Source organism: Glutamicibacter protophormiae, assembly GCF_014647495.1.
In the GTDB taxonomy this organism is placed as follows: Bacteria; Actinomycetota; Actinomycetes; order Actinomycetales; family Micrococcaceae; genus Glutamicibacter; species Glutamicibacter protophormiae.
The window spans coordinates 24,178-47,289 of record NZ_BMPH01000012.1; the positions used below are offsets into that span (position 1 = coordinate 24,178).

The following is a 23,112-nucleotide window of genomic DNA, read 5'->3' on the forward strand; positions in this document are numbered from 1 at the left end:
AAGGCAGTTTCCGGCGGGGCGTCATGGGACGGGGAAAGGACCTCGACCGGCTGCCAGCCGCAGGTCCGCCGGGGGAGCCCGGGACAACGCGCTGGAGCTGAACGAGCTCTGCCAGGTCCCGGGGCTTGGTGCAATTGATGGAAAATCCGAGTGAACTCTCTTATCAAGCGACGATTTGTTGGGTAGTCTCGGCATCATCATCCGCAGTGGCATGAGAAAGCAGGCAAAACAGTGAAAGCCCTTTTCGATTTCGACTTCAGGAAATTCATTACCCCGTCGATCATCAAGATCGTCTACATCTTGATTATGGTGTTGCTCGTCATCGGCTACCTCGTGTTCGTGATCGCCAGTTTCAGGGCCAATGGCGCCCTTGGATTCACGGTGCTGATCTTGGTCGGTCCGCTGTTCGTTCTCATCTATCTGGTGCTGGCGCGTGCAGGGCTTGAATCCCTGATCGCACAGATCCGCACCGCAGAAAACACCGCCGAGCTGGTTCGCCTGGCAGGCGGCACTCCACCAAGCGAGCAGGGTTCGTTCCAGATCAATCCGGCCCCGCCATCGGGACCGGCCGCTCCGCGAATGCCGAATCCAGGGCCTTCCGCACCCCGGCCTCCGGCGGGGCCGACTACTGAGGGCGGTCCCTCAGCGCCACCGAACCCGTACAAGCAGTAGACGGCAGGGCCCAACCACCGCCCCGGGCCAGTTGACGGCCCGGGGCGGTGGTGTACGCAGGTGCCTTCGCCAGAGGGCATTGCACTCTCCTGCGGGTCCTGCGCGGCCGATGGAATCGCGTCGGCTGGCGGGCAGACGGCTGGCAGCGTTTGGGTTATGATCTAAGACACTGGGCGCGGCCCCGCGATGCCGTGCGTCTTAGCGAGGAGGCGTGGTGTCACAGCCTACGTTGATCGGCTCGGTACAAAAGGCACTGAGGTTGTTGGAGGCGGTGGCTTCAAGCAGCACGATCGTGCCTGCCAAGAAATTGGCCCGGCTCACCGATCTGCCGCTTCCCACGACCTACCACCTCCTGCGTACCCTGGAATTCGAAGGCTACCTGTGCAAGGTGGACGGAGGATACCTGCTTGGCACGGCGGCAGTCGCCAGAACCCGGCCAGCGCGGCAGGAGCTCCTTGCGCGCGTCCGGCCCGTCCTGCGCTCCTTGAGCGAAGAATTGGGCGGCGCCACCTATCTGGCGGCATTCGAGGAGGGGGAGATCCGCCTGGTCGCGATTGCCGAGGAATCAGAGGCCCAGCGTGTAGACCTGTGGGTGGGGGTTCACGAGTCCGCCCATGCGACGGCGTTCGGCAAGGCAATCCTGGCCGGCATGGATCCAGCGCAACGCGATGACTACCTCAGCAGGCATGACCTGTACGATCTCACCCCGCACACGATCACGAGCAAGGCAGACCTCGCCCGCAGCCTGGCCAGCGGCGTCACGGTCTGGAGCGATGCAGAGGAATATCTGCTGGGTGTATCCTGCCTGGCGGTCCCGATTCCCAGCGAGGATTTGCTCGGGGCGGTTGCCGTGTCCCTGCCCTCGCGCCGAGCGGTTGCGGAGTCCGACGTGCAGAGCCTGCAACGGGCTGCACGCCGTCTGGGGGCATCGATGAGCAACGGGCTTATCACTATCTGAAATCCCCGCCCTTGAAGCGCCGAAGCGACTGGGCCCATCATGAACTCCTAGGCAACGGGAGGAACGCTCCTAGGCAACGGGAGGAACGATGGAACAAACGGTGCAACGCGACCTGTACCAGCAGATGGTGCTGATTCGCGCCTACGAAGAAGCGATCCTGCGCGAATACCATGCGGACAAGAAGCCCGTCTTTGACATCGGGGCCGGGCTGATCCCCGGTGAGATGCACCTTTCAGCCGGCCAGGAGCCCGTAGCCGCGGGGGTCTGCGCCCATTCGATTCCCGGCGACTCCGTCACCGCGACGCACCGCCCGCACCACTTCGCGTTGGCCCACGGCGTGGACATGAAGGCCATGACCGCGGAGATCTTCGGACGCGTGGACGGCCTGGGCCGCGGACGCGGCGGGCACATGCACCTGTTCGACCCCATGACGAAGTTCTCCTGTTCGGGAATCGTCGGCGAAGGACTGCCGGTGGCCGTGGGGCAGGCGCTGGCCTTCAGCCGGCGCGGCACGGGGAATGTCGCCATCGCGGTGGCCGGAGAGGGCGCGGCCAACCAGGGGGCCTTCCATGAAGCCCTGAACCTCGCCGCTGTCTGGAAGCTTCCGGTGCTGTTCGTCATCGAGGACAATGACTGGGGCATTTCGGTTCCCCGCTCCGCCGCCACCTCCGTTCCCTCCAACGCCACACGGGCGCAGGCCTACGGGATCCCCGGGGTGCGGGTCGAGGACAATGCCGTCGAGGCGGTCTACGCAGCGGCCGGTTCCGCTGTCGAACGGGCACGTAACGGCGGTGGACCGACATTGCTAGAGGTCCATACCTTGCGCCTCTGGGGGCATTTCGAAGGCGACGCCCAGGGGTACCGCGACGATCTGGAACAGGTTCCCGGCCGCGACCCCATCCCGGGATACGAGCAGCATCTGCGCTCCGCCGGAGTGCTGGATGACGCGGCGGTAGCGCGGATCCGCGGTGCGGCGGTCGAACTGGTCGAACAGGCCATCGACTTCGCCAAGAGCAGCCCCGAGCCGGACCCTTCCACCGTCGGAAACTACGTTTTCGCCCAGGCCTAGAGGAGCAGGAACATGAGCAGCAACGCAGCGCCAACCCGCCGGCTGAACACGGCCAAGGCCATGGTGGAGGCCATCGCCAGGGAAATGGAACGCGACGAGGACGTGTGCGTCATGGGAGAAGACGTCGGCGCCTACGGCGGCATCTTCTCCTCGACCACCGGGCTGCTGGAGCGCTTCGGCCCCCAGCGGGTCATGGATACGCCGATATCCGAAACCGGTTTCATCGGGGCGGCCATCGGCGCGGCCACCGAGGGCATGAGGCCCATCGTGGAGCTCATGTTCGTCGACTTCTTCGGGGTCTGCATGGACCAGATCTACAACCACATGGCGAAGATCCACTACGAATCCGGCGGCAACGTGAAGGTGCCGCTGGTCTTGACCACCGCGGTCGGCGGCGGGTACTCGGACGGCGCCCAGCATTCGCAGTGCCTGTGGGGGACCTTCGCCCACCTGCCGGGCCTGAAGGTCGTGGTGCCCAGCAACCCGGCGGACGCGGCGGGGCTGATGACCGCAGCCATCCGTGACGACAACCCGGTGGTCTTCATGTTCCACAAGGGGGTGCAGGGACTGCCGTGGATGGCCAAGAACCGCCGCTCCATCGGTCCGGTGCCCGAAGGGGAACACGTGGTGCCGATCGGCAAGGCCGCCGTGGCGCGCGAGGGCAGGGACGTGAGCATCGTGACGCTGTCGCTGTCGGTGCACCATGCGCTGGATGTGGCCGAGGAGCTGGCCGCCGAGGGAGTCGACGTGGAAGTGCTGGACCTGCGCAGCCTGGTCCCGCTGGACACCGAGGCGATACTCGCCACCGTGGCCAAAACCGGACGCCTGGTCATCGTGGACGAGGACTACCAGTCCTTCGGGCTCTCCGGGGAGATCGCGGCCCGGATCGTCGAGCACGACCCGGGCCTGCTGACCGTGCCAATCCAGAGGGTTGCCAACCCGGACGTGCCGATACCCTATGCCCGTGCGCTGGAATACGCGGCGCTGCCCACGCCGGCGCGCATCAAGGCCGCGGTGCTCAAGGCGGTGGCACGATGACCGAGATCCTGTTTCCGATCCTGTCCGAGAAGAACCCCGAAGCCGAAGGGACCGTCGCCACCTGGTTCGCCCCCGACGGCGCCGCAGTGGCCCGGGGCGAGCTGATTGCGGAGGTCGCCGTGGACAAGGTGGACATGGAGATCACCGCCCCCGAAGCCGGGACCCTGACCCACCTGGTGGAGGAGGGAGCCATCGTCAAACAGCAAACGGTTATCGCGACCATCGGCTGACTCCCAGCGCCGATGCCCAGTTCATCGGCGGCCGCCGGACCGGCCCCCAACGGTTCCGCGGCCGCCGGTGCGCGCCCGGCGCCGAACCGTCGGTGCCGCCTCCTAGGCTGGGTCCCATGATTGATACTTCACAAGCCGTGGGCCTGCTGGATCTGCACCACCTGCGCGAGTGGTATTCCGCGGAGGAGCTGAACCTCCTGCTGGAGGATCCTGAGCCGGTTGAAGAGATGTTCTGGACAACCAGCGAAACGCCCGTGTGGGAAGAGCTCGAATCGATCCCGCAGATTGCCGAGGTGCTGCACTCGCTGACGGAGCCGGGACAAACCTTCACTTTCCAGGGGGAGGAACCGATCAACAAATATGCGCAGGGCGCACGCCTGGACGACGGCAATTTCATGCTGGAACTGGCAGTGGTCGACGGCCGGGCCTACAACATGCGCATCACCTATGGTCCGGATGCGGACCAGATGTCCAGCCATCCGGATGACGACGTGGAGCGCTACGGACCGCAGTCGCTGACACTGGCCCAGGTCTACGAGGTCCTGGCCGGGTGGGTTTCCGGGCGCGGACTTCCCGCCGGGTACGGTGGAAGCATCCATATCTACGGGTAGCCAGTGCCGGTGACGGCCCGGCAACAGGGACATGCGGAAGTTGCAGTCCTCGGATCGGCTAAGCCAGGCCCGACGCGGCCAGCGGTTCGTAGGCCGGGTCGCTCATCATCGCCTGGAGCTGGCGGCGGCGTACGCCGACGTTGCCGCCTTCGATGATCGGGTAGGCCAGGACGTCCATCAGGTGGCGGAGCATGGGGAAATTGCCGTCGTAGGCGGTGACTCCGACGGCCTTGATAAGCGCGTTGATCACCTCGACCCCGGTTTCGGAGCCGAAGATCTTCGCGTGCAGCGCCAGTTCGGGGGCGCCGGGCCGCCCGGAGAACACCGCATCCAGCGCCGACCACGACAGCAGGCGCACCGCTTCGATTTTTCCCTTGGCGTCGGCGAGGATATCGGCGACTGCCTGGTGCTCGATGACGGGGACCAGGCCGCCGCGCTTCTCGCCGTGGGCGAAACGCAGGGCGATGTCGAAGGCCTGGCGCATGGCCGCCACCGAAAAGGTCCCGATGGAGGCCCCGCTGGCCTGGAACGCATTGCGCGTCAGCCGGACTCCGTCTCCTTCGTCCCCCAGCAGGTGGTCCTTGGGGACCCGCACATCCCGCAGCGTGACCCGCGTGGTGAGGCAGCCGCGCAGGCCGGGAAGATCGTAGTACTCGTCCACGTCGATATGCCCGCGAAGCTGTTCGCGTTCGGCAACGATGAGCGATACGCCCTTGTCCGTCCGGCAGACGATGGTCATCAGGTCAGGCCCCTCGCCGTCCCAGCCGCCCAGATGCGAGGCCCAGGCCTTGGATCCGTTGATCACCCATTCATCGCCGTCCAGGACCGCGCGCGTCCGCACGCCCTCGGCCGGCGCCTCGGCATCGAAGTTCGCGCTGCCGCCGGGTTCGCTGTAGGCCATGGCCGCTACGGGTGCCCCGTGATCGGTTAGGAACGGCGCGACGAAGCGGGCAATCTGCTCGGGGGTTCCCACTTCGTAAACCGGCGCCAGGGCGATCAGCGGTCCGGCCATCGAGATCACGAAGTCCGGGCTTTCGGAAGCCAGTTCCTCAATGAAGATCGCTGCGTCCACGCCGCTGCTGGCCAGGCCGCCGAAGGGGACCGGGATCAGGGACTTCAGGAAGCCGGCCTGCACTGCCTGCTCCATCACCGGGCGCAGCAGCAGCGCACGCTGCAGCGGGTCCGCACTTTGGCCGACGGCGGTCATGAGCGGCCGCAGCTGCTCGCGGGCGAAGCTGCGGGCCTGCCGCTTCAGCTGTTCCTGGTCTGCGGTGAGCGAAAATGAAACGGTCATGATGATCTCTCTCAAATTTCCTGGGCGCTGGTGGCCCGAGCGAACTGGTCTTGAGATCCATATCACTGTTTTTTCCGTGCAATAGCTATGCAGTTCGTGCGGCGGTCCTATGCAGTTTGCGCAGCGCGGGCGCGGCGCAGCTCTGATATGTAGTTGATTTTGTCAAGGTAGGCATGGCAAGGCGACCCCGCATCCGAAAGGGTGCGTGGTCGCCTTACTGGTTCCCGTGGACCTCGATCTGCAGGCCGGGTCGTGACTCGTGCTGTGTTTCAGCGACGACGTGGTCGATTCTGATATCCGCGGGTTGGTTACCGCATGACGACGTTTCGGCGGGAAGTAGAGCCGCTGGTCTAGGAGCGAACGTCGCGGGCTATCAGCGCCTGGGGCAGGCAGCAGAGAGCCGCGGTTCATAGAGCCGACGCGGGTTGCTCCCACGCTGTCACGAACCTCTCCGTCGAGTCAGCGGTTCACGGGAAGTCTGGGGGAGAAGATTCAGGACTCCATGACCGTGTCCTCGGTGGTGCGCTGCTGGGGTTCGGCCAGTGCCCAGCACCAGCCGGCCAGTTCACGGGCGATCGCGACGTTCGCCACGCACCGGTTCTTCTTGCGTGCCTCGAACGCTTCCCATCGCTGGTGCAGCCGCTGGTTTGCCCGGTGCGCCTGGGCCCTGGTTTCCGGTGTCGCGGCATCCCATTGCCGGCGTAGGGTGCTGCTGGGCTCGTAGTACGGGCGGGCGTGGTGCCAGGCAGCCTCGACCAGCAACCGGCGTGCATGCTTGTTCCCGGTCTTCGTCACCGGTCCTTGGGAGCGGGTCTGCCCCGAGGAATGCTCACTGGGCACCAGGCCCAGGTAAGCGCCGATGCTGTTCCCGGTAAACCGGGTCCAGTCCCCAATCTCCACGGCCAGGCCAAACGCGGTCAGGGGGCCGACCCCGCGCAGGCACTCCAACGCGGTGACCACCGGCGCATAACTGCTGGTCGTGGCCATCAGCTCGATCTGTGCATCGAGTCGGTCCCTGCGTTCGATGACGGTGTCGACCATCCCGATGGACTCGTGCAGGGTCATCTGCAGGGGCGGGATATCGAAGCTGATCGCCTCCAGCCAGGCCCGGTGGTCCGCGGTCCAGGCTTTGCCGCCGGGATAGAGCACGTCGTGGCGCAGCAGTAGTTTCGAGAGACGGTGCCGGGAACGCATCAAATCCATCCGGGCGTCTTCGCGCAGCCGTACCAGGTCCCGGGCCGCTTCTTCGTCCAGGTCCGGGACCCGCACCTCGGTGACCTGGCCCAAGGAGAGCAGCCTGGCCAGGTGCTCGGCGTCCCGGGCATCGGTCTTGATCCTGTCTCCGGAAGGCCGGATCAACCGGGACGGGGCCGCGACGACGCACTCGATCCCGGCCGCAGTCAATGTGCGGGCCAGGCCGTACCCTGTCGGTCCGGCCTCGTAGGTGGCCCGGAGGGTGGAGATCTCGCCACCATGGGTCAGGATCCAGTGGCGGACACCGGCTGCGTCCATGGCCAAGGCTGCGCGTTGCACTTGGCCGGTTTCCGGGGTGATGGCACAGATTTTCACGCTACGGGCATGCACGTCCATGCCGATGAAAGTACGCTGGTACATAGCTGGAACCTCCTCGTTCATCTGTTGGCACCAACACAACAGTGGCGCCACAGACCCGGGGAAATCCACGGGTTCGTGGTGATTGTGTTGGTGATCCACGCTACGCCGTAGAGCGTTCAATCATTATGAAGCGGAGGTTCCAGCCCTGACCAGACCTGCCGAGCCCTACACCTCATATCGTCTAGGGGGCTCACATCGAAGTGCCGCCGAAACGCCCTGGAGAAGGAACTGGGGTCGTAGAATCCGCAGATTCGGGCCAGCTCGGTCACGGACAGCGAGCAGGAGGGATCCGAGAGCACGTCGAACGCGTGCTGGAGCCGAAGCTGCCTGACCAGCTTCGCGAAGGAGGTGCCGGTGCCCTCGAAAAGAGTGTGCAGGGTGCGCGGGGAAATCGCGAATACGCGGCTGACGAGGTCAACACCCAGGCCCGGATCCCCGTAGTTCCGCTTCACGAATTCCATGACGGCGGCCCGCAGGGGGGTCGTGCCGATGGCGTCGCCGGCCGGGCCGGGAGCCGCCGCCAGGGTTCCGATGACCGCGGACTCGAACGCCTGGACCAAGGCTTCTGCCGAAGCCGGCGGGAGGTCGTCGGGCAGGGAGCTCAAGCTGGTCATCAGGCTGGTGACCGCCGCACCGGCGCCGGTTGAGCCGATCGAAGTGCCCAGCCGGGAGCGGAAAGCCGCCAGCCGATGGGCGAGGCTGGCATGCTGCACGCGGAAGGAGAGCATCCTCCAATCGCCCTTGAACTCGAATTCATAGGGCTCGGTGGTGTCGACAACCATGAAATCCCCCGGAGCAACCACGGAGCAGGTTCCTCCGACACGGGCCAGGCATTGCCCGGCAAGCTGCAGGTTCACGAAGAAATACGCCTGGTCCGAAACCGCGATTTCCCGGGAACTGCGCCGGGTGATCTGCGCCTTGGACATGATGCTGGCGCGGTTGATCGAACCGAGCGCGGAGGTTTCGACCTTCGAAGCGAAGCCCGTGATCTCGCCGGTCTTGACGGCCGACAAGGGCACGAACTCGCGGCAAATGACATCCTGCCAGTAGTCGAATTGTTCACGTGTAGGAACGTCCGTCCCGTCCCACAGTCACATCATGCCTCCCGACGTCCAGAAGCTCTGCCAACGGTGGTGCAAGCCAACGCACTGCGGCGGGTGATCGCCGCCCGATGGATGGCGGGCGTCGTCGTGGGCGCAAGGCCGGCATGCTGGACGGATTAACGCGCAAGCCGCGCCACCCCGAGGGGGCGGCGCGGCGTGGAAACCTCGTGGGCTAGTGCGCGGACTTGCGTCCCACGGCAACGAACCAGGCGATGGCGCTGACGACGTGCATCAGGCCGAGCCAGGTGCCAGCGGCAAAGCTGTCGGTTGCGATGTAGGAGCTGGCGATGGAGCCCAGGGCCACGATGACGCCGATCCAGCGGGCTGCCGGGAGGATGGACGGCTTGAGCCAGCCCAGATACAGCGCGATGGTGCCCATCAGCAGGAGCGGCACGAAACTTGCCACGCCCACCAGGGTGTAGGTGATTTCGTCCATCGGCGCCCCGGTGACATCGAAAGAGGCCCCGGCGGCCATGCCGGTGAAGTACAGCGCGGAGTTCACGGTTGTCGCGCCCACAGCAAGGATCAGCAGTTCGACCATGCTGACTCTGTACTTGGGTCGTGCTTCGGCCCGGGTGATGACGGCACTCATGTTTTTCGCTTCTCCTGGTTGGTGGGATTCTCCACACCACCATACGTGGCGCCTCGAGGGAAAGAGCAGAAACCCGGGGAAGTGAGAGGGACACCACCTTTGGCCCGGCCACAATGAAAAAAGCCTAGTGAAAGTGCCTAAACGCTTTACCAATGGGTAATATTCCCTGGGCGGAACTCAGCGGTTTCACACAACGGGCCCTGCCTCGGGAACGGGGCAGGGCCAGCGAATCAGCGGGCCGGCAGCGGGGCTTTCCCACCGTAGTGCGCCGCCAGCTTTTCCAGTCCGTGATCGATCGTGACCTCGGGCTGCCAATCCAGCACCCGGCGGGTTTCGCGCTGGTCGAACCAGTGCGCGGTGGACAGCTGCTCGGCCAGGAACCGTGTCATCGGCGGCTCGTCATGGACCAGGTTGCGCGCCCCGGCGGCAAGCCAGACGCGTTCGATGACCGCGCCGGCGCCCCGGGCCAGCCAGCCAGGCACGCTGAACTTCGGGGATGGCGCGCCTCCGGCGCGGCAGATGCCGGCGATGAGCTCGCCGACCTGGCGCGGCTCGCCGTTGGTGACGACCAGCGCAAGTCCCTGCGCCTGCTCCATGCGCTCCAGCCCGCGGACAATGGCGGCGGCCGCGTTGTCGATGTAGGTGGTGTCGATCAACGCCGCCCCCTGGTCCAGCAACGGCAGCCGGCCGCTCTTGGCCCGCTCCAGGACCCGCTCGACCAGTTGCGTATCGCCCGGTCCCCACACCACGTGGGGGCGGATCGCGGCGACCCGGAACTCCTGGCTGTTGCGCGAGAGCGCGTCGAGCTCCGCAGCGGCCTTGGACCGGGCATAGCTGCCGCGGGCCTTGGCCGGGTCGGCCGTTCCGGCGTCGGCCCCGGCCAATGGCTCGCCGAAGTGGGCGACGGAGGGGGAGGAGACGAACACGAAGTCCCTGGCTCCGGCGGCCTCGGCGGCATCCAGCAGGTGCTTGGTCCCCTCGATGTTCGTGGCGACGAACTCCTCCCAGCGGCCGGTGAAGGAGACCTTGGCGGCCAGGTGGATGACGGCGTCCATGGAGTCCACCGCCCGGGCGAGCTGCCCCGGGTCGGTCAGCGAACCGAGCACCTCGTCGGTGGCGCCCTGGGAGGCGCGTCGCTGGAAGGTGCGCACGTGGTGGCCCTGTTCGCGCAGCAGCTGCGCGACGGCGCCGCCGAGCATGCCGCTAGCGCCGGTAACCAGCACCCGGCGTGCAGGGGCGGGGCGATTCACTGGATTCACGGCTTGCGGATCCTTCCTCCGGCCAGCGTCGCGGCGGCCCAGCCGGCCAGGTGCGCGCGGTCGATCTTCGAATTGTGGCGGATGTCCGTGGGAAGCTCGGGGACCACCAGCACGGCACAGACCTCGATGCCCGCCGCGGCCACCGCGGCGCGGACCTGCCCGGAGAACTCGGGGTTGGCGGGACCCGGTTTGCGCACCGGCGGCACGGTTTCCATCACGAGCACCGCACGCTGCGCCCCGGCCGGGCCGACCGGCACCAGCGCCGCGCGTCCGGCGCCGGGCACCGACTGCGCCAGGTGCTCGGCTTCCACCGGGGTCAGCGGTCCGCTGGCGGTGCGCAGCACATGGCCCAGGCGTCCTTCGACCCACAGGCGGCCCTGGGCGTCGAGATGCCCCACGTCGCCGGTGCGATGCCACCCCGGGATGGAGGTGCTGTGCTGCTCGGTGATCCACAACCGGTCGTAGCGGTCCTTCACGTGCGGGGCGCGGACCAGGATCTCGCCGGTCAGACCGGGTTCGGTGGACGGTTCGGTGGCGGGCTCGCCCTCGGCGTCCAGCACCGCGACGGCAACGCTGGCCCCGGCCACCGGGGTGCCCACGCAGACGCCGTTGCCGGAACCTGCTGCGCGGATCCCGGCCAGGTCGATGTCGGTGACCGGCAGCGCCTCGGTCATGCCGTAGGGGGTGTGCACCGCGGCGTTCGGGGCCAGCTGCTGGACTTCGGCCAGCAGCGGCTCGGGGATCGGGGCCCCGGCCGAAAGCAGCAGGGACACCTTCTGCAGCGCCCGGCGCTGCGCCCCGGTCAGCTGGTTGCGGGTTTCCAGCACATTGGCCAGAGCCGCCGGGGAAGCGAAGACCACGGTGGCCTCCACCGCGGCGGCCGCATCGGCCAGCGCCGCGGCGGTCAGCGTTTTCGGGGAGGTGACGTCCATGTCCGGGGTCACCGAGGTGGCGCCCAGGGCCGGGCCCAGCAGCGCGAAGGGGGCGAAGCCGGCCACCAGGGCGGAGCCGGGCTCCAGGCCGTAGGTGGCGGCCAGGGTATCGCGCATGGCGGCGAGCTGGCGGTGGGTGTACACCACGCCCTTGGCCGGGCCGGTGGAGCCGGAGGTGAAGAGCACCGCCGCATCCGCGTCGGGATCCGCCGGGGTGAAGTCCGCGGCCGCCGGCGCACCGGCGGCGCCGGCCGCCAGCAGCTCGGGCACCGTGTGCTCGATGCCCAGCACCTTGGCCAGGACCGGCGGCAGCTGGGTGGCGGCGATGCGCGTACCCGGCCAGTTCAGCGCCTTGGCTCCGATGAGCGCACGCTGGATGCCGATCAGGAACTGCGGTCCGGCGCCCTTGATGGCGCGGCCCAGCCCCTTGGTGCCCAGCCCGGCGTCGGCCACCACGATCACCGCGCCCAGGCGCAGGCAGGCGTAGATCAGGGTGGTCAGTTCGATGCCCGGCGGGACCAGCAGGTTCACGCGCGAGCCGGGGCGCACGCCGATCTGCTCCAGGCCCCTGGCCAGGTCGTTCACGCGCTGCCCGAGCTGCGCCCAGGACAGCGAACGCGGCGGGTTGACGTCCACCACGGCGGCGCTGTGGTCCGCGGTGCGCTCATCGAGCTGCGCGAGCATCGGCCGGTAGTCCTGCAGGCTTGCCGCCCGCGCGGCATCGCCGGCACCGGCGGCCAGCCAGTGGAAGATCGGGGTGGCGATGTCGCGGTCCTCGGCCACCAGGTGCCCGGCGCCCTCGAAGCGGTGCACCTTGGCCTGGGGCAGGCGGTCCATCAGATCGCGCAGGTAGCGGTCGGAGAACACCGGGTCCTTCGGACCCCAGAGCAGCAGGGCCGGCACTGTCAGCTCGCGGACGGCCGCGGAGATGGAATCTAGGGCCGGGCGGCTGGGGTGGTCGGCGGCGAAGGGGATGTCGGCCACGAAGTTGCCCACCCCGGTGCGCTGCGCGGCGGTGGTATAAGGGGCCATGTAGGCCTCGCGGATCTCCGGGGCCAGCGCCGGGGTGGCCAGCGAATGGGTGACGCGCAGGAACGCGTCGGTGCTGGTGGTTCCCCAGCCGTGCACCGCCGGGTGGGAGGCCAGCTGCAGGGCGGCGGGCAGCTCGAATCCCGCCGGGTGCACCGCGGTGTTGGTCAGCACCACGCCGGCCAGCTGCTCGCGGTGGGCAGCGGCCCAGCCCAGCGAGATGATCCCGCCCCAGTCATGCCCCACGGTGGTGACCGGGCCGTCCAGGCCCAGCGCGTCGGTCAGGTCGCCCAGGTCGTTGACCCGGTCGGCCAGCCGGCGGAAGACGCCGGTGCGTTCGGAGAAGCCCATGTCCAGCTGGTCGACCGCGATGATGCGCCAGGGCAGGGCGTGCTGGGAGACATGGGAGAACAAGGATCGCCAGAGATAGGACCAGGTGGGGTTGCCGTGCACGCACAGCAGGGTCCCGGCCGGGGTGATGCCGGCGGCCTCAAGTTCGGCGCCGTTGTCCAGCAGGTGCCAGCGGTGGCTGGTGCCCGGAACGTCGACCAGGGAGGTGGACGGGATGGTCAGATGGCGGGAATGCTGTTCGGCGACGCCGGGGAACGGGCCGGTCACCAGGCCAGCTCCATCATCGCGGTGTTCAGCCCGGAGCCCACGCCCATGCACAGCACCCGGTCCCCGGGTTTCAGGGTCTTGGCTTCCTGCCACAGCGTCATCGGCAGCGAGGCCGGCCCCACGTTGCCCCACTTGGGGAAGGTGACCGGAACCCTGTCCCGGACCAGTCCCACGGCCTTGATGATGGCGTTGGTGTAGGACTTGGAGACCTGGTGGGTGACGTAGCGGTCCATGGACGTCCAGTTCCACCCGGCGGCGTGCGCCTCGTCCCAGGCGTCGACCACCAGTTCCAGCCCGTTGTCCAGCAGGCCCTTGCTGTCGGTGTACATGCCGGCCGGCCCGCCCACGCACAACTCGTGGTGCGCGGTGCCGGCGCGGGAGACCCCGCCCAGGATCTTCGGCTTGCCCGGGTGCGCATCGGCAGGGCCGATGACCGCGGCCGCCGCGCCGGAGCCCAAGGTGAGGGTGGCGAACTGGCGCAGGTAGTCTTCGCGGGTGGAGTTCGGGTCGTTCAGCCGCTGGAAGGTGACCTCCTGGGTGGGCTGGGCGTCCTCGCCGGCGACGATCAACGCGTAGCTGATCTGCCCGGAATCGATCATGTTCGCGGCCAGGGTCATGCCGTTGACGAAGCCCAGGCAGGCGTTGGCGATATCGAAGTTCATCGCGGAGGAGGGCAGGCCCAGGCCGTGGTGGATCTTGGACGCCACCGAGGGCTCCAGGTTGCGGCGGGTCACCGAGGTGTTGATCAGCAACCCGATCTGCCCCGGCTCGATGCCGGAGGCCTCCAGCGCCTGCTTGCCGGCCTTCACCGCCGCGTCGTCGAAGGTGGTTCCCTCGGACCACCAGCGGCGTTCGGCGACGCCGGAAACGCGTTCCAGCAGTTTCTTGGACAGGCGCAGCCGCTTCAGACTCGGGGCCAGCCGCTCGTCGAATTCGGCCGAGCTGAGCACCTGATCGGCCAGCACGCTGTTCACCGAGAGGAGGGCTACATTGTTGTGTCTGAAGGTTGCATTGCCGTTCAAAATTAAGCCTTTACAGGGGGATAGGCGTGCCAAACGGGGCCACGGCGCCGGGTGCTCGGTGGGCCCGTCGGGGAGCCAACGAGCGGGTTTCCTCCTCTAACGGTATTCCCTCGGGAGCGGTTCACCCTATTTCCTGCGAAATTTCAGCCAATAGCCCGAAAAAACCCCTGCGTTGCTGTGCAGGTCCTGATAACCAGCCATGAGTATGGGTGGTGATCCGGGCCTCCCGGAGGCCTCGTGGATTCCGCACTCGGCCTGGAACCGGTTTCGGGACCCCCGGAGCGGGATCCGAGCGGCTGGCGGCGGGCACCGATAAACTCGTGGCCATGCAACCCGTGATACCACTGCGTCGAATGCTTACACTGCGCATCGTGCTGGAAGGCTCCGAACCGGCCATCTGGCGCACCCTGGAAATCGATGACGGCATCATGCTCGACGAGGCAGGGCTGGCGCTGCAATGCGCGATGGGATGGGAGCACGCGCACCTGCAGGCCTTCCACAGCGCCCCGCCGTATGAGCGCCGGGGCGCCGCGGACCCCATCACCTGGTACGAAGAGCGCAGCCGGTGGGAGATCGGGATCGGCGAACCGCAGGAGACCACGACGCTGGGCCAGGCGCTGAACGCAGCGGACGGCGAACTGTACTTCGAATACGACTTCGGCGATTGCTGGATGCACAAGATCACCGTCGAGTCGCAGCGGGCCAAGGCCCGGGACGAGGCTCCCTACCGCGTCATGGACGGGCAGCTGCGCGCCCCGCTGGAGGACAGCGGCGGGATCCATGGCTGGCAGGAGAAGCTCTCGATCTTCCACGGCGCCCCGGCCCCGGATTTCCTCGATGCCCAGCACATCGTGGACTGGATGCACTGGCGCGGGGGACGCTGGAATTCGCTGGATCCCGCCGAGTTCCGCAGGGAGGTGGCCAACCTGCGTCTGGACATGCTTGCCGCGCAATTCACCGGCGGCAACGGCCTGGGCCGCTGGTTCGAAACAATGGAACCGGAGCTGCGCAGGGCGCTGTCCGTGCCTGCCGCGCAGATCGGCTTGGGCCTGGACCCGGCAGACGGCGCCGCACCGCCGTGGTTCGTGGAGCTGCTCCGCCCCTTCGCGGTGCTGATCGAGCTGTGCAGCGCGCCGGTGAAGCTCACCGCCGCCGGCTGGCTGCCTCCGAAGGTCGTCGGCGAGCTGCTGGACCGCGCGCAGCTGGCGGGCATCAACTACGAACGCGGGGCCACCCAGCGCGAGAACAACATGCCTGCGGTGATCCGGCTGCGCGAAGCGGCCCAGCAGATGGGACTGCTGCGCAAGGCCAAGGGGGTGCTCGCCGCGACCCAGCGCGGCCGCAAGCTCATGGACGATCCGGCGGCGCTGGCCTGCTACGTGGCCCAACGGCTGGCCCGGCCCAAGGGAGAAGGTCCGAAGGGCCGGGACATCGAGAGCGATTCGACGTTCGCCGGGTGGATGATCCGCGCCGGCGGCTTCATCCCGGACCGGATGCAGAAGTACTCGCGGCACCCTGAGCTGTTCATGGACAAGTCCGAGCTGCTGGAGATGTTCGGCTACTGGGATCCGAACCAGGGTGGACCGGTCAACGACCAGTCCCGCCTGCCCGCCCTGCAGTTCTGGTACCTCATCGAACGCCTGCTGGAATTCCGGATGCGCGCGGCGGGGATGGAAGCGCACGTCCCGCAACGGCTGGCCGAGCTGTCGCGCTACCTGCTCCAGGAATAGCCGGCCGGATGTTCCCCGCAGGGCAGGACCGAGTGGCCGACCAGAGGGACCGAACTGTCGCAGCCGTTCGATAGATTGGCAACAGGCCCACGGGCCGGGGAACGCCTGACGACAAGGGGAATGCATGAAGAATGAAACCGACCGCGACAACCGCGTATGCGGGGTGCTGCTGGGGCTGGCCGCGGGCGACGCGCTGGGCGCCGGCTACGAATTTAAACCGGCCATGGAAGCCGGCGAACCGGTCGGCATGATCGGCGGCGGCCTGGGGGACTTCGCACCCGGCGAATGGACCGATGACACCTCCATGGCGATTGTCATGGCGCAGGCGCTGGCGGCCTCCGGCGGGACGGCGTCGGAGGAAGCCTGCACGCAGATGGTGCGGGGGTGGGCCGACTGGGCCAAGAGCGCACCGGATGTCGGTGTGCAGACCAGCGCGGTGTTGCGGGCGGCGGAATCCCTCGCGCGGCGCGGTGGGCGGGAGCTGCCGGTGGCCGCGGATGCCATCCAGGCTGCGGAGGACGCGCACCAGCGAACGGGCCGCTCGGGCGGCAACGGGAGCCTGATGCGCACCGCACCGGTCGCCTTGGCGTACCTGCATCGCCCGGTCGAGGAAGCCTTCGCGGCCGCCGCAAAGCTCAGCGCGCTGACGCACTTCGACCCGGAGGCCGCAGAGGCCTGCGGGCTGTGGACTGCGGCCATCCGCCATGCGGTGCTCACCGGGCAGCTGGACCTGCGCTGCGGGCTGCACCTGCTGGAACCGGCCCGCGCAGGACTCTGGGAACAGCGCATCAGTGCCGCCGAAGCAGGTGAGCCGAAGGACTTCAGCAACAACGGGTGGGTGGTCGAAGCCTTCCAGGGTGCGTGGAGCGCCATCAGCGCCGCCACCGGCCACGGCACCGGGCAGGCTCCGCTGGACCGGCGGGTGCTGGTCGAAGCGCTGGAAGCCGCGGTGCGCGGCGGGGTGGATACCGACACCGTGGCGGCCATCGCCGGATCGCTGGTCGGGGCCGCCTGCGGCGCCCGCGCGATTCCGGGGGAGTGGCTGGGCATGCTGCACGGCTGGCCGGGGCTCAAAGCTGTGGACCTTGGCGATGCGGCGCTGGAACTGGCTGCAGGCCATTGACCCATAGCCGCGCAGCGGCTGAGCAGATACTCCGTCCGGCCCTCCGCGGCTGGGTCCCTCTCGGATTGGAGCGGCGGTGCTGGTATCCATGGCACGTCGGCGGTGCCCGGATGCCCGCCAGCGGGTGAGGTTGCCAGTCGAGCAGCGAGGGGCTCAGCGCGGCGCCGCAGCTGGCGGCAGCTTGACCGGCAAAACGTAAGACGTCTAACGTTTGAACAATGACCGAACAGGTAGATTCCCTCCCAGCTCCATCTCCCGCAGCAGCGGATCCGGCCCCGCCGGCCGATCACAGCGGATACCGCAGGGCCACCATGGCGCTCGCCCTGGCAATTGTCGTTCTTCTGGGTTTGAATCTCCGCGTCGCCGTGGCCAGCGCTGCGGCGCTGTTTCCTGCCTTGCAGGAACTGCTGGGCTACGGTCCCGTGGTGGCGGCGCTCCTGCCGACGATTCCCGTTCTGTGTTTCGCCTTTGCCGGGTTGGCGACAACCCGGCTGATGCGGTGGTTAGGGCTGGAACGGTCAATGATGCTGGCGCTGGTGCTGCTTACCGCGGGGCTGTCGATCCGCTTGGCGCCCACCACGTCCATGCTGTTGCTGGGAACTATCGTGGCGATGTCGGGGCTGGCTGTGTGCAATGTGGCCATGCCGTCGTTTGTCCGCAAGTATTTCCCGCAGCGCACGGCGGGCATCACCAGCCTGTATTCCATCACCATGTCCGCGGGAGCTGCCCTGGCATCCGGAATCAGCGTTCCCATCGCCCTGCAGCTGGATTCGCCGTTGGCGGCGTTGGGCGTCTGGGCCATTCCCACGCTGGCGACCCTGGTCGTGGTGGCTCCGCTGGCGATCGGCGCGCGCCGTGAAAAGCCGGAGGTTGGCGCTGCGGGCCAAGTGTCGCCCTGGCCGCTGTTGGCGACCCGCCGCGGCCTGCTGATCACCGGGCTCTTCACGCTGCAGGCCCTGCTGGTGTACAGCATCGTGGGCTGGCTGCCCTCGATCCTGGTTGACCGGGGCATGGATCCCACGGCCGCCGGCATGCTGCTCGGCGGGCTTCAGCTGGTCACCATTCCCGCCACGGTGCTGGTCATGGCCCTGGCCGCCCGGGGACTGCTCCGGGCTGCCTTCATGATTGCCAGCTGCGCCGCGTTGGCGGGTTTCGTGTCCCTTGAGCTGCTGCCGGTTCAGCTGGCCCTGCTCCCGACCGTGTTCCTCGGAATTGGCTTCACCATGTTCCCGCTGGTGATGCTCTCCATCAGCCGCAGCGGCGAGAGTGTCGAGGAGTCCTCTGCCATGTCGAGCCTTGCCCAATCGGTGGGCTACATTGTGGCAGCCATCGGGCCGTTCTCGCTGGGGCTGCTCTCCTCGAAGCTGGGCAGCTGGAGCGTGCCGCTGTGGCTCCTCGTGGCAGCGGCGGTGCTGCAGGTGCTCCTGGCCCTGTGGCTCAGTGCGGGGACGCGCACGCGCCGTGCCGGCCGGCTTCAGCAAGTCGACGCGGGCGCAGGAAAGTAGGCGGGATGTCTTCCATGCAGCACTTTTCGCGCCGCGGCCCGCTGTCGCATGAAGTCACCGACTGGTTGCGTGAACGCATCGTGTCCGGCCAATGGAAGCGCGACGAACGCATCCCCTCGGAATTCGAGCTCATGGAGCAGCTGCAGGTGTCCCGTGGCACCCTGCGCGAGGCCATCAAGGCCCTGAGCCATGCGGGCATGCTGGAGGTCCTGCGCGGCGACGGCACCTACGTCCGGGCGGCGAATGAATTCGACGGCGCCGCCCAACAGGTGTACCGGGAGCACAAGGACACCGACGTGCTCCAGCTGCGCTTCGCATTGGACACCCAGGCCGCACGGCTCGCGGCGCTCCGTGCGGATGCCGGTGAGATGGCCACACTGCGCGAACTGCTCGACGATCGACGCCGCGCCTGGCATGCAGGGGACATCCAGGCCTGGATCGACGCGGACTGGAAGTTCCACCTGGTGGTCGCCGAAGCTTCCGGGAACCGGCTGCTGCACGAGGTCTACACGAGTTTCAACGACATCTTCCACGGAACCAAGATGCACCAGCGGCTGCTCGACGGCTTCGACGGATGCCTGGCGGCCGGGCATGAGGAGCTACTCGGGGCCATCGAGGCACGCGACGAGGAGACGGCCGCCGCCAGCGTTCTGGCCAATCTGGAGTACTGCATGAGCTGGGCGCAACGCGGCTGAGCGCTCCGCCGCACCCCGGGTTCCGCGCCGGCCTGTCCGGCAGGATCAAAATGCCGTGAAAATCGTCGGTCGGTGCTCGTAGGCTACGGGCATGGAGACCGATCAATGGTTCGGGGATGACCCAATCGCCTCAATAGATAGGCAGCGACGACTCTTGGCGCAGGCCATCGAGGATGTGGGGCCCTCCAGTTTCACCGGGGAAGTCGTGGGCAAGGTACGCTCGTTCTCCGGGACCAGCTACCTGACCCTCGTGGGGCTGGACAGTGATATCGAACTCAGGACCCCGGATCGCTTCATTCCACCGCGGACCAGGCAAGGCCAGGTGCTGCGTGTTTTTGCACGGCCACGCTACGGGCCCCATGACCGCAACCCGGTGTGGCAGGTGGAGGAACCGGGCCAGCACCACCAGTGCCCTTCGAGCATCGTGCGTGTTGCTTCCATGGGGCCCTTTGCGCGGCAGCGGGAGAATACTGCCCGGGAATTTGCGCTGCCGGCGCAGCCCATTTCAACTCTGGAAGACCTGCGGCTGCCGCCCAAGGTGCGGCGCATCGCCCTGATCTGCGGTCGCCAGTCTCAAGTGCTCCAGGACTTCAAGAATGCTGTCGGCGCCAAGAAAGACCCTGCGCTGAAGGTGGACGCGTACACCGGTGGCATCCAGGGCGCAGACGCGGTCAGGAGCATTTCCCAGACCATTCGCGCGGAGAATGCCAAAGACGCCGCGCACCGCGCGGATCTGATTGTACTCGTGCGTGGCGGGGGATCCTACGCTGATTTCCTGCTCTTTGACGACCGGCTGCTCGTGCAGCATATCCTCGACAGCCAGATTCCCGTGGCCACTGCCCTGGGCCACAGCGAGCATCAGCCGCTCGCAGCCCGGGCCGCGGCCGTCAACTTCGACACCCCCGGGAGGGCCGGCACCGAGATCAGGGACTACAACTGGCGTAACGCGCCGCGCAAGGGACCGAAGTATTGGGAACTGCGCACGCAGGTCGCCGAACTCGGTCAGGAGAAGGAACGGCTCCGGGTGGAACTGGACCAGCTGTGCGGGAAAGCGCAGGCAGATCGGCGCCAAACCGAAATGCTGCATGGCGAGAACCATCGTCTGAGGGAAACGAACGAGTGGTTGCGTGCGCAGGAGGCACGCTCGCTGTCTTGCCGGTTCGATGAGTCCAGGCGGGCCGCCCAGGCGCGGGTGGACCTCAAGTCGCTGGGCAACGGGCTGTGGTGGACGTTATGGGCGGCGCTCACCCTCGCCGCCGCGGTCCTCGGGCATCTGGCAACACCGGCCGTGGTGTTGTGGGGCTTCGCCCCAGCACTATGGGCGCTGCTCACCTTCAGCGGCGGGGCCAGAACGGCGCGATTCCTACGCGCCCACCCCACGCCCCCGCTTCGGGGGTCGGAAGCCGAACGGTTCATCGCGGACCTTGCCGCGGCCCGCAACCCGCGGCAAGTGCGGCAGGCAGTCCGCCGGTTTTCGGACAAGCCGTCCCCCTCGGGGCGCGCCACGTGATACCTGGCCCACTGCAGCTTTGGCGGTTTCCCGGTAGGCTTAGACATGGGTCGGTGCATCGTGCGCCGCGCCCCGAATGAAAACAACTCCCAGGACTGACCGACCGTTGGTCCCGACCGCCAGCTTCGCGGTCCTCGGTAGTGATCTTCGCAGGGCCCCATATGGGTCACGCGCGGGTCTCGATCGAAGACCAGATCTGGGTAGGGCCACACGGTTCGCTCACCGTCGCTTGGGAGCGATCGAAAGGAGCACCCCCTTAATGGAGGGTCCAGAAATCCAGTTCGCCGAGGCCGTTATCGACAACGGCCGATTCGGCTCCCGCACCATCCGCTTCGAGACCGGCCGCCTTGCCAAGCAGGCCGCCGGCTCCGCCTTGGTCTACATCGACGAAGAAACCGCGCTGCTGTCGGCAACCACCGCCGGCAAGCACCCGCGCGAAGGCTTCGACTTCTTCCCGCTGACCGTGGACGTCGAGGAGCGCATGTACGCTGCCGGCCGCATCCCGGGCAGCTTCTTCCGCCGCGAAGGCCGTCCGTCGACCGAGGCCATCCTGGCCTGCCGTCTGATGGACCGCCCGCTGCGCCCGGCATTCGTCAAGGGCCTGCGCAACGAGGTCCAGGTAGTTGTCACCGTCCTGGCCATCGATCCGGACGAGCTGTACGACGTGGTGGCCATCAACGCCTCCTCGATGTCGACCCAGCTGTCGGGCCTGCCATTCTCCGGCCCGATCGGCGGCGTTCGCGTTGCCCTGGTCGACGACGGAAACGGCGCCCAGTGGGTTGCCTTCCCGCGCCACTCCGACCTGAAGAACTCGGTCTTCAACATGGTTGTCGCCGGCCGCATCGCCGGGGATGACGTTGCCATCATGATGGTGGAAGCCGAAGCTACCGACAACGCTTGGGAACTGATCAAGGAACGCGGCGCCCAGGCACCGACCGAAGAGGTTGTCGCGCAGGGCCTTGAGGCCGCCAAGCCGTTCATCAAGGTGCTGTGCGAGGCGCAGGCCGACCTGGCTTCCCGCGCCGCCAAGGAAACCGTCGAGTTCCCTGTCTTCCGCGACTACGAAGAGGATGCCTACGCAGCAGTCGAGGCCGCCGCTTCGACCCGCCTGGCAGAGATCTACACCATCGCCGACAAGCAGGACCGCGACAACGCCGCCAGCGACTACAAGGACGAGATCCTTGCCGAGCTGGCCGGCGAAGGCAAGGCTTTCGAGGAGCGCGCAGGCGAGATCTCCAAGGCCTTCGGCTCGCTGACCAAGCACATCGTGCGCCAGCGCATCCTGACCGAGCAGGTCCGCATCGACGGCCGCGGCCTGGCGGACATCCGCCAGCTGTCCGCCGAGGTCGAGGTCCTGCCTCGCGTGCACGGTTCGGCCATCTTCGAGCGCGGCGAAACCCAGATCATGGGCGTCACCACCTTGAACATGCTGAAGATGGAGCAGCAGATCGACTCGCTGTCCCCAGTGAAGTCCAAGCGCTACATGCACAACTACAACTTCCCGCCATACTCGACCGGTGAGACCGGCCGCGTGGGTTCGCCGAAGCGCCGCGAAATCGGCCACGGCGCACTGGCCGAGCGCGCACTGGTTCCAGTGCTGCCTAGCCGCGAGGAATTCCCGTACGCCATCCGCCAGGTCTCCGAGGCACTGGGCTCCAACGGCTCGACCTCCATGGGCTCGGTCTGCGCCTCGACCCTGTCGCTGCTGAACGCCGGCGTGCCGCTGAAGGCGGCCGTGGCAGGCATCGCCATGGGCTTGGTTTCGGACACCGTTGACGGAGAAACCCGCTACGCCGCCCTGACCGATATCCTGGGCGCCGAAGACGCCATGGGCGACATGGACTTCAAGGTCGCAGGTACCTCCGAGTTCGTGACCGCCATCCAGCTGGACACCAAGCTGGACGGCATCCCTGCCTCGGTGCTGGCAGCTGCGCTGACCCAGGCCCGCGAAGCACGCCTGCACATCCTGAACGTGCTGAACCAGGCCATCGACGCTCCGGACGAGCTGAACGTCAACGCTCCGCGCATCATCTCGGTGAAGATCCCGGTTGACAAGATCGGCGAGGTCATCGGCCCTAAGGGCAAGATGATCAACCAGATCCAGGAAGACACCGGAGCAGACATCTCGATCGAGGATGACGGCACCGTGCTGATCGGCGCAACCAACGGCGAATCCGCCGAGGCTGCCCGTTCGGCCATCAACGCCATCGCCAACCCTCAGGTTCCTGAGGTCGGCGAGCGTTACCTGGGCACCGTCGTGAAGCTGACCACCTTCGGTGCGTTCGTTTCGCTGACCCCGGGCAAGGACGGCCTGCTGCACATCTCCGAGCTGCGCAAGATCAACGACGGCAAGCGTGTCGAGGACGTCGAAGACGTTGTCGGCGTGGGCCAGAAGATCCAGGTCGAGATCACCAAGATCGATGACCGCGGCAAGCTGTCGCTGGCACCGGTCGTCGATGACGAAGCCGAGGCCGTAGCCGCCGAGTAATCTCGCTGGCTGACGTCTGA

At 67.2% G+C, this 23,112-nt stretch carries 19 protein-coding genes; 12 read left to right on the forward strand and 7 right to left on the reverse strand.

The window, feature by feature from the left end:
- Positions 1-231 precede the first annotated feature (231 nt).
- From IEY43_RS13650 to IEY43_RS13675, 6 genes are all read left to right on the forward strand, one after another.
- Positions 232-672: a DUF4282 domain-containing protein gene (locus IEY43_RS13650; protein WP_188949129.1), complete on the forward strand. Its 441-nt coding sequence runs from the start codon at positions 232-234 to the stop codon at positions 670-672.
- A 214-nt stretch (positions 673-886) separates the two neighbouring features.
- On the forward strand, positions 887-1,630 hold the full coding sequence (locus tag IEY43_RS13655) for an IclR family transcriptional regulator (protein WP_209550391.1): 744 nt from the start codon (positions 887-889) through the stop codon (positions 1,628-1,630).
- A gap of 88 nt (positions 1,631-1,718) precedes the next feature.
- Entirely contained in the window at positions 1,719-2,699 is a 981-nt protein-coding gene (locus tag IEY43_RS13660; RefSeq protein WP_188949131.1) for a thiamine pyrophosphate-dependent dehydrogenase E1 component subunit alpha, read from the forward strand.
- A gap of 12 nt (positions 2,700-2,711) precedes the next feature.
- Positions 2,712-3,737: an alpha-ketoacid dehydrogenase subunit beta gene (locus tag IEY43_RS13665; protein ID WP_188949132.1), complete on the forward strand. Its 1,026-nt coding sequence runs from the start codon at positions 2,712-2,714 to the stop codon at positions 3,735-3,737.
- Entirely contained in the window at positions 3,734-3,967 is a 234-nt protein-coding gene (locus IEY43_RS13670; protein WP_188949133.1) for a biotin/lipoyl-containing protein, read from the forward strand. Before IEY43_RS13665 ends, IEY43_RS13670 begins: the two co-directional genes overlap by 4 nt.
- 116 nt (positions 3,968-4,083) lie before the next feature.
- A complete protein-coding gene (locus IEY43_RS13675; RefSeq protein ID WP_188949134.1) occupies positions 4,084-4,578 on the forward strand; it encodes a hypothetical protein in 495 nt (164 codons plus the stop codon).
- 58 nt (positions 4,579-4,636) lie between these two features.
- On the opposite strand, the gene IEY43_RS13680 is transcribed toward IEY43_RS13675, so the two are convergent.
- From IEY43_RS13680 to IEY43_RS13710, 7 genes are all read right to left on the reverse strand, one after another.
- Positions 4,637-5,872, reverse strand: coding sequence for an acyl-CoA dehydrogenase family protein (locus tag IEY43_RS13680; RefSeq protein WP_188949135.1), 1,236 nt, complete (start codon positions 5,870-5,872; stop codon positions 4,637-4,639).
- A gap of 492 nt (positions 5,873-6,364) precedes the next feature.
- Positions 6,365-7,486: an IS110 family RNA-guided transposase gene (locus tag IEY43_RS13685; RefSeq protein ID WP_188949136.1), complete on the reverse strand. Its 1,122-nt coding sequence runs from the start codon at positions 7,484-7,486 to the stop codon at positions 6,365-6,367.
- A 116-nt stretch (positions 7,487-7,602) separates the two neighbouring features.
- The gene (locus IEY43_RS13690) at positions 7,603-8,577 is read right to left on the reverse strand and encodes an AraC-like ligand-binding domain-containing protein (protein ID WP_281065292.1); all 975 of its coding nucleotides are present in this window, start codon (positions 8,575-8,577) and stop codon (positions 7,603-7,605) included.
- A 184-nt stretch (positions 8,578-8,761) separates the two neighbouring features.
- Complete coding sequence (locus tag IEY43_RS13695) at positions 8,762-9,181, reverse strand: DUF6069 family protein (RefSeq protein WP_188949138.1); 420 nt, start codon at positions 9,179-9,181, stop codon at positions 8,762-8,764.
- Positions 9,182-9,411: 230 nt separating this feature from the next.
- A complete protein-coding gene (locus tag IEY43_RS13700; protein WP_268240075.1) occupies positions 9,412-10,440 on the reverse strand; it encodes an NAD-dependent epimerase/dehydratase family protein in 1,029 nt (342 codons plus the stop codon).
- Positions 10,437-13,022 (reverse strand): alpha/beta fold hydrolase, encoded by a 2,586-nt coding sequence (locus IEY43_RS13705; protein ID WP_245353783.1) that lies wholly within the window; start codon positions 13,020-13,022, stop codon positions 10,437-10,439. Before IEY43_RS13705 ends, IEY43_RS13700 begins: the two co-directional genes overlap by 4 nt.
- Positions 13,016-14,041 carry a 3-oxoacyl-ACP synthase III gene (locus IEY43_RS13710; protein ID WP_188949140.1) on the reverse strand — a complete coding sequence of 342 codons (1,026 nt, stop codon included), beginning with the start codon at positions 14,039-14,041 and terminating at the stop codon, positions 13,016-13,018. Before IEY43_RS13710 ends, IEY43_RS13705 begins: the two co-directional genes overlap by 7 nt.
- A gap of 353 nt (positions 14,042-14,394) precedes the next feature.
- On the opposite strand from IEY43_RS13710, the gene IEY43_RS13715 reads away from it, so the two are divergent.
- From IEY43_RS13715 to IEY43_RS13740, 6 genes are all read left to right on the forward strand, one after another.
- A complete protein-coding gene (locus IEY43_RS13715) occupies positions 14,395-15,771 on the forward strand; it encodes a plasmid pRiA4b ORF-3 family protein (RefSeq protein ID WP_188949141.1) in 1,377 nt (458 codons plus the stop codon).
- Positions 15,772-15,895: 124 nt separating this feature from the next.
- Positions 15,896-16,894 carry an ADP-ribosylglycohydrolase family protein gene (locus tag IEY43_RS13720; RefSeq protein WP_188949142.1) on the forward strand — a complete coding sequence of 333 codons (999 nt, stop codon included), beginning with the start codon at positions 15,896-15,898 and terminating at the stop codon, positions 16,892-16,894.
- 218 nt (positions 16,895-17,112) lie between these two features.
- Positions 17,113-18,399, forward strand: coding sequence for an MFS transporter (locus IEY43_RS13725; RefSeq protein WP_229777412.1), 1,287 nt, complete (start codon positions 17,113-17,115; stop codon positions 18,397-18,399).
- Positions 18,400-18,413: 14 nt separating this feature from the next.
- The gene (locus tag IEY43_RS13730; protein ID WP_188949143.1) at positions 18,414-19,094 is read left to right on the forward strand and encodes a FadR/GntR family transcriptional regulator; all 681 of its coding nucleotides are present in this window, start codon (positions 18,414-18,416) and stop codon (positions 19,092-19,094) included.
- Positions 19,095-19,185: 91 nt separating this feature from the next.
- Positions 19,186-20,604: an exodeoxyribonuclease VII large subunit gene (locus IEY43_RS13735; RefSeq protein WP_188949144.1), complete on the forward strand. Its 1,419-nt coding sequence runs from the start codon at positions 19,186-19,188 to the stop codon at positions 20,602-20,604.
- Between the two features lie 259 nt (positions 20,605-20,863).
- On the forward strand, positions 20,864-23,092 hold the full coding sequence (locus IEY43_RS13740) for a polyribonucleotide nucleotidyltransferase (protein WP_188949145.1): 2,229 nt from the start codon (positions 20,864-20,866) through the stop codon (positions 23,090-23,092).
- The last annotated feature ends 20 nt before the right edge of the window (positions 23,093-23,112 follow it).

Excerpts from the sequence above, each read along its gene's own strand:
- IEY43_RS13660 (WP_188949131.1), top strand. The coding sequence starts at position 1,719 with ATGGAACAAACGGTGCAACGCGACCTGTACCAGCAGATGGTGCTGATT.
- IEY43_RS13665 (WP_188949132.1), top strand. The coding sequence starts at position 2,712 with ATGAGCAGCAACGCAGCGCCAACCCGCCGGCTGAACACGGCCAAGGCC.
- IEY43_RS13670 (WP_188949133.1), top strand. The coding sequence starts at position 3,734 with ATGACCGAGATCCTGTTTCCGATCCTGTCCGAGAAGAACCCCGAAGCC.
- IEY43_RS13675 (WP_188949134.1), top strand. The coding sequence starts at position 4,084 with ATGATTGATACTTCACAAGCCGTGGGCCTGCTGGATCTGCACCACCTG.
- IEY43_RS13680 (WP_188949135.1), bottom strand. The coding sequence starts at position 5,872 with ATGACCGTTTCATTTTCGCTCACCGCAGACCAGGAACAGCTGAAGCGG.
- IEY43_RS13685 (WP_188949136.1), bottom strand. The coding sequence starts at position 7,486 with ATGTACCAGCGTACTTTCATCGGCATGGACGTGCATGCCCGTAGCGTG.
- IEY43_RS13695 (WP_188949138.1), bottom strand. The coding sequence starts at position 9,181 with ATGAGTGCCGTCATCACCCGGGCCGAAGCACGACCCAAGTACAGAGTC.
- IEY43_RS13715 (WP_188949141.1), top strand. The coding sequence starts at position 14,395 with ATGCTTACACTGCGCATCGTGCTGGAAGGCTCCGAACCGGCCATCTGG.
- IEY43_RS13720 (WP_188949142.1), top strand. The coding sequence starts at position 15,896 with ATGAAGAATGAAACCGACCGCGACAACCGCGTATGCGGGGTGCTGCTG.
- IEY43_RS13725 (WP_229777412.1), top strand. The coding sequence starts at position 17,113 with ATGACCGAACAGGTAGATTCCCTCCCAGCTCCATCTCCCGCAGCAGCG.
- IEY43_RS13730 (WP_188949143.1), top strand. The coding sequence starts at position 18,414 with ATGCAGCACTTTTCGCGCCGCGGCCCGCTGTCGCATGAAGTCACCGAC.
- IEY43_RS13735 (WP_188949144.1), top strand. The coding sequence starts at position 19,186 with ATGGAGACCGATCAATGGTTCGGGGATGACCCAATCGCCTCAATAGAT.
- IEY43_RS13740 (WP_188949145.1), top strand. The coding sequence starts at position 20,864 with ATGGAGGGTCCAGAAATCCAGTTCGCCGAGGCCGTTATCGACAACGGC.